Consider the following 1130-nt stretch of genomic DNA (forward strand, 5'->3'; position numbering starts at 1 on the left):
TCTTCTGACAGTTTTGAACCCATTGCCAACTGGGGTGCAGACCCGGCGGCCTCCATCAGCGCCTGGGTCTTGGCCTTGGAACCGGGTGCAGGGATCATCTGCACCAGATCCGGATCCAGCTCCAGCTTGGCGAATTCGGCGTGGATATAGGACAGCAGCAATTCACAGGAGGCGACGCCCTTGGGCGACGGGGCCACGACGATTGCATTGCCGCCTTTCAGCGCGTTGATGATGTTGTTGGCCGGCGTTGCCGCCGGGTTGGTCGAGGGGACCACCGCACCGATCACACCGATGGGGCGCATGATTTCGGTGATGCCGGTCGCGGGATCGTCGCTGATGATGCCGTGGGTCTGGACGTCTGCAAGGTCGCGCAGCAGTCCCAGCGTTTTGCGGTGGTTCTTGGTGATCTTGTCCGGCACGTTGCCCAGGCCGGTGGATTCAACGGCAAGCGCGGCAAGGGACCGGTTGCGGGCGGGCTCCATGATGGCCCAGCCTGCCGCCAAAGCTGCCTTGTCATATAGCGCCTGGCTGCCGCAGGCCTCGAAGGCCTGCTGAGCGGTGCGCGCGCGCGCCACGATCTGTTTCACCTCGGCAGTGCCGACGGCGATTGCGTCCTGAGCGGTCATGTCTTTCCTCGATTGATTGTCCGGGGCAAGGGGGCTGCCCCGGAGGGTTTCGGCCAGGGGGTGCGGGATCAGAGCCCGGCCAGAAGTTCCTTGAGCGTCTGTTCGCGGGCGGCCCACATCGCTTTGACCTCATCGCGGGTCATGATGTGCATGGGCGATCCGCCGGCCTGCATCTTCTTGGCCACACGCGGGTTGGCGAACATTTCCGGCACGGTGGCGGCAAGCTGGTCGATCACCTCCTGCGGGGTGCCCTTGGGGACCATCACACCGCGGAAATTGACCGAGGAGTTGTCCACTTCCAGCCCTTGTTCCTGCATGGTGGGCACATCGGGCAGGAACTCGGAGCGTGCGAGGTCCGCGACGCCGAGGATCCTGACATTGCCCGCCGCTTGTGCGCGGAACGCATCGGACAGGTTGTTGACCCCGCCCATGACCTCACCAGCGATAACGGCTTTCATCGCAGCCGCACCGCCGCCTTTGGTCGGGATATAGGCCATCTTGACG

The 1130-nt window shown here is 64.1% G+C and carries 2 protein-coding genes; both read right to left on the reverse strand.

Features of this window, described 5'->3' with window-relative positions; genetic code table 11:
• The coding region (locus A2I95_RS40915; protein WP_291738015.1) for an aldehyde dehydrogenase family protein at positions 1-626 on the reverse strand (626 nt) is incomplete at its 3' end.
• Positions 627-694: 68 nt separating this feature from the next.
• Positions 695-1130, reverse strand: a 436-nt coding sequence (locus tag A2I95_RS40920) for a tripartite tricarboxylate transporter substrate-binding protein (protein ID WP_291738016.1), incomplete at its 5' end; no start/stop codon positions are given.

This window comes from Leisingera sp. F5 (genome assembly GCF_001593695.1).